This is a genomic window from Streptomyces sp. KLMMK, from assembly GCF_036961605.1.
GTDB lineage: Bacteria > Actinomycetota > Actinomycetes > Streptomycetales > Streptomycetaceae > Streptomyces > Streptomyces telluris.
This window is the reverse complement of record NZ_JBAMDC010000434.1, coordinates 1-5,118: the sequence shown is the minus strand read 5'-3', so window position 1 is coordinate 5,118 and position 5,118 is coordinate 1. Positions and strand designations below refer to the sequence as shown.

The 5,118-nt window shown below is 75.1% G+C and carries 3 protein-coding genes; all 3 read left to right on the top strand.

Annotation, left to right across the window (positions count from 1 at the left end; all coding sequences use genetic code 11):
- On the top strand, positions 1 to 2,303 hold a 2,303-nt coding region (pucD, locus tag V7793_RS33025; RefSeq protein WP_336013395.1), incomplete at its 5' end, for a xanthine dehydrogenase subunit D.
- A 143-nt stretch (positions 2,304 to 2,446) separates the two neighbouring features.
- Complete coding sequence (locus V7793_RS33020) at positions 2,447 to 3,907, top strand: NCS2 family permease (protein ID WP_336013394.1); 1,461 nt, start codon at positions 2,447 to 2,449, stop codon at positions 3,905 to 3,907.
- 23 nt (positions 3,908 to 3,930) lie between these two features.
- Positions 3,931 to 5,100, top strand: a complete 1,170-nt coding sequence (locus V7793_RS33015; RefSeq protein WP_336013393.1) for an XdhC family protein — start codon at positions 3,931 to 3,933, stop codon at positions 5,098 to 5,100.
- The last annotated feature ends 18 nt before the right edge of the window (positions 5,101 to 5,118 follow it).

The following is a 5,118-nucleotide window of genomic DNA, read 5'->3' as shown; positions in this document are numbered from 1 at the left end:
GCCCCGACGGCACGCTCAAGGTCACCGGCGAGTTCGCCTACGCCTCCGACCTGTGGCACGAGGACATGCTGTGGGGGTTCACCCTCCGCAGCCCCCACGCCCACGCCAGGATCCTCTCCGCCGACGTCTCCGGGGCGCTCGCCACCCCGGGCGTGTACGCGGTCCTGACCCACGCCGACCTGCCCGCCGCGACCCGCTACGGGCTGGAGATCCAGGACACGCCCGTCCTCGCCGACGGCGTCGTCCGCTACCACGGCGAGCCCGTCGCCCTCGTCGCCGCCGACCACCCCGAGACGGCCCGCCGCGCCGCCGCCCGGATCCGCGTCGCCTACGAGGAACTGCCCGTCGTCAGCAACGAGGAGAGCGCCACCGCCCCCGGCGCGCCCCTGCTGCACCCGGCCCGCGACGACGCCCACGCCGCCCACGTCCCCCACCCGAACGTCGTCCACCGCCAGCCCGTCGTCCGCGGCGACGTCGCCGCCGCCCGGGCCCGCGCCGACGTCGTCGTCACCGGCGACTACGAGGTCGGCATGCAGGACCAGGCGTTCCTCGGCCCGGAGTCCGGACTCGCCGTGCCCGCCGGGGACGGCGGCGTCGACCTCTACATCGCCACCCAGTGGCTCCACGCCGACCTGCGCCAGATCGCCCCCGTCCTCGGCCTCCCCGAGGACAAGGTCCGCATGACCCTCTCGGGCGTCGGCGGGGCCTTCGGCGGGCGCGAGGACCTGTCCATGCAGGCCCACGCATGCCTGCTGGCACTGCGCACCGGCCGGCCCGTGAAGATGGTCTACAACCGCTTCGAGTCCTTCTTCGGCCACGTGCACCGCCACCCCGCCCGGCTCCACTACGAGCACGGCGCGAGCCGCGACGGGCGGCTGCTGTACGTGACGGCGCGCATCGTCCTCGACGGCGGCGCCTACGCCTCCTCGTCCCCGGCCGTCGTCGGCAACGCCGCGTCCCTGGCCGTCGGCCCGTACGTGGCCGGCGCCGTCGACGTCGAGGCCCTCGCCCTCTACACCAACAACCCGCCGTGCGGGGCGATGCGCGGCTTCGGCGCCGTCCAGGCATGCTTCGCCTACGAGGCCCAGATGGACCGGCTGGCCGAACGGCTGGGCCTGGATCCGGTGGAGTTCCGGCAGCGCAACGCCATGGAGCAGGGCGCCGTGATGCCGACCGGGCAGGTCGTGGACGCCCCCGCGCCCGTCGCCGAGCTGCTGCGCCGGGTCAAGGCCCGGCCGCTGCCGCCCGAGCGGCCGTGGGAGACCGCCGGGGGCGCGTCCGACGTCCGCGCCCTGCCGGGCGGGCTGTCCAACACCACCCACGGCGAGGGCGTGGTCCGCGGCGTCGGCTACGCGGCCGGGATAAAGAACGTCGGCTTCTCGGAGGGCTTCGACGACTACTCGACGGCCCGCGTCCGGCTCGAGGCCGTCGCCGGGCAGCCGGTGGCCACGGTGCACACCGCGATGGCCGAGGTCGGCCAGGGCGGGGTGACCGTCCACGCCCAGATCGCCCGCACCGAACTCGGCGTCACCCGGGTCGTCCTGCAGCCCGCCGACACCCGCGTGGGCTCGGCCGGCTCCACGTCCGCCTCCCGCCAGACCTACGTCACCGGCGGCGCCGTCCGCCACGCCTGCCAGGAGGTGCGCGAGCGCGTCCTCGCCCTCGGCCGCGCCCGGTTCGGCGCCCACCACCCGGCCTGGGAGCGCGCCGAGCTCGTCCTGGAGGGCGGCAAGGTCGCCACCGGCGCGGGCGAGGTCCTCGCCTCCCTCGCCGACGTCCTGGAGGACGAGGTGATCGAGGTCGAGCGCGAGTGGCGGCACCGGCCCACCGAGCCCTTCGACCTGCGCACCGGGCAGGGCGACGGCCACGTCCAGTACTCCTTCGCGGCCCACCGGGCCGTCGTCGACGTCGACACCGAGCTCGGGCTGGTCAAGGTCGTGGAGCTGGCCTGCGCGCAGGACGTCGGCAAGGCGGTCAACCCGCTGGCGGTCACCGGCCAGATACAGGGCGGCACCGTCCAGGGGCTGGGCCTCGCGGTCATGGAGGAGATCGTCGTCGCCGCGGACGGGCGGGTGCGCAACCCGTCCTTCACCGACTACCTGATCCCCACGATCCTCGACACCCCCGCCATCCCCGTGGACATCCTCGAACTCGCCGACGAGCACGCCCCGTACGGGCTGCGCGGCGCCGGCGAGGCGCCCACGCTGTCCGCCACCCCGGCCGTCGTCGCGGCGATCCGGGCGGCGACCGGGCTCGCGCTGGTGCGGGTGCCGGTGCGGCCCGAGCACCTCACCGGCACCTGAGCCCCTCCGCAGTCCGCAAGCCCCTCGCAGGGCACCGCCGGTCGCGCGCCCCCCAGCGGCCGGTGACGTGCCGTCCTTCGTCTCGGGCCGTCCCCCGGGTCGTGCAGCCGAACCACCCGCCCGGACCATGGGAGCAGGCACTCATGACCCAGCCATCCGTGGAGCCGAGAGGCACGGCGCAGGACGCGGGCACGGGCCCGCGCCGCTGTGCCGGCACCTCCCGGCTCGACCGCTACTTCCGCATCGGCGCACGCGGATCCACCGTCGGACGGGAGGTGCGCGGCGGCGTCACCACCTTCATGGCGATGTCCTACATCCTCCTGCTCAACCCCCTGATCCTGTCCGGCCCGGACGCCGCCGGGAACCGGCTCGGCCACGCCGGCCTGATCACGGCCACCGCGCTCGCCGCGGCGGTCTGCACCCTCCTCATGGGCCTCGTCGGCAGGGTCCCGCTCGCCCTGGCCGCCGGGCTGGGCGTCTCCGGGGTGCTCTCCACCCAGGTGGCGCCCCACATGACCTGGCCGCAGGCCATGGGGATGTGCGTGCTGTACGGCGCGGTGATCGTGCTGCTGGCCGTCACCGGCCTGCGCGAGCTGATCATGAACGCGATACCGCTCGCCCTCAAGCACGCCATCACCATGGGCATCGGCATGTTCATCGCCCTGATCGGGCTGGTCAAGGCCGGCTTCGTGCACGCCTCCAAGGGCGGCGGGCCGGTGACGCTCGGCCCCGCGGGCGAGCTGGCCGGCTGGCCCGTGCTGGTCTTCTGCGTCACCCTGCTGGCCGTCCTGATGCTGCAGGCCCGCGACGTCCCCGGCGCGATCCTGATCGGCATCGTCGTCGGCACGGTGCTGGCCGTCGTCGTCAACGCCGCGGCCGCCCCGGGGGCCGCCGCCTGGCGGAGCGGCGCGCCCGAGCTCAAGGGGAGTGCCGTGTCCGTGCCGGACTTCTCCCTCCTGGGGCACGTGGAGTTCGGCGGCTGGGGGTCGCTGGGCGTCATGAGCGTCGGAATGATCGTCTTCACGCTCGTCCTGGCCGGTTTCTTCGACGCCATGGCCACGATCATCGGCGTCGCCACCGAGGCCCGGCTGACCGATGAGCGCGGCCGGCTGCCGGGCCTGAGCAGGGCGCTGTTCATCGACGGCGCGGGCGGCGCGATCGGCGGGGTCGCGGGGGCCTCGGGGCAGACCGTCTTCATCGAGTCGGCGACCGGTGTCGGCGAAGGCGCCCGGACGGGCCTGTCGTCCGTCGTGACCGGGCTCCTCTTCACCGCCTGCCTGTTCTTCACCCCGTTGACGCGCATCGTGCCCGGTGAGGTTGCCGCCGCCGCGCTCGTCGTCATCGGAGCGATGATGATGAGCAACGCCCGGCACGTCGACTGGAGCGACCGGGCGATCGCCGTCCCGGCCTTCCTGACGGTGGTGCTGATGCCGTTCACGTACTCCATCACCGCGGGTGTCGGCGCCGGCGTCATCGCCTACACGGCGATCAAGGCCGCTCAGGGCAGGTGGCGTGAGCCGGGCGTCTTCATGTGGCTGCTGACGGCCGTGTTCACGGGGTACTTCGCCCTGCACCCGATCGAGAGCTGGCTGGGCGTCAAGTAAATCGCGTAGGGAGAGGGCTGGTCATGCTGGACATCGCCGGGGAACTGCACCGCTGGTGCGGGGAAGGGCGCGCGTTCGCCGTCGCCACGGTGGTCGCCGTGGAGGGCAGCGCGCCCCGGCAGCCGGGCGCGGCCCTCGCCGTCGACGCCGAGGGCACGGTGGTCGGTTCGGTCTCGGGCGGGTGTGTGGAGGGCGCGGTGTACGAGCTGTGCCGCGCCGCACTGGAGAGCGGCGAGAGCGTGCGGGAACGGTTCGGCCGGCCGGGTGACCGCCCGGGCGAGGACGACTTCGCCACGGGCCTGACCTGCGGCGGGGTCCTGGACGTACTGGTCGTCCCGGTCCTTCCGGACGCCCCCGGGCGCGCCGTGCTGGCCGAGGCGCTGGCAGCTGCCGCGACGGGCGGGCCGGTGGCGCTCGCCCGGGTGATCTCGGGCCCGGCCGGGCTGCTGGGCCGCGCCCTGCTCGTACGGGCGGACGGCACGTACGCGGGGACCCTCGCGGAGTCCGGCGGGCCGGACCGCGCGGCCGCCGCGGAGGCCGCCGCGCTGCTGGCCGCCGGACGGACGGGGACGGTCACGGTGGGCATGGAGAGCGGGGCCGGGGTGCGCTGCGGTGACCCGGTGACGCTCCTCGTGGAGTCGTGCCTGCCGCCGCCGCGCATGATCGTCTTCGGGGCGGTGGACTTCGCCGCGGCGCTCGTCGGGGCCGGCAAGTTCCTCGGCTATCACGTGACGGTGTGCGACGCTCGGCCCGTGTTCGCGACGGCGGGGCGCTTCCCCGAGGCGGACGGGATCGCCGTCGACTGGCCGCACCGCTACCTCGACGCCCAGCAGGCGGCCGGGGCGCTCGACGCCCGGACCGTCCTGTGCGTGCTGACCCACGACCCCAAGTTCGACGTGCCGCTGCTGGAGCGGGCCCTGCGGCTTCCGGTCGCCTACGTCGGCGCGATGGGCTCGCGCCGCACGCACGAGGACCGGCTGGCCCGGCTGCGCGAGGCGGGCGTCGCCGAGCCCGCCCTGGACCGGCTGCGCTCGCCGATCGGGCTCGACCTGGGGGCGCGCACCCCGGAGGAGACGGCCCTGTCCATCGCGGCGGAAATCGTCGCACTCCGGCACGGGGGCACGGGGGCGCCGCTGACGGGCGTACGGACACCGATCCACCGCGAGCCGCGGGGGCTGGGGTCGGTGGCCTGAAACCGGGCCCGCGGCCTG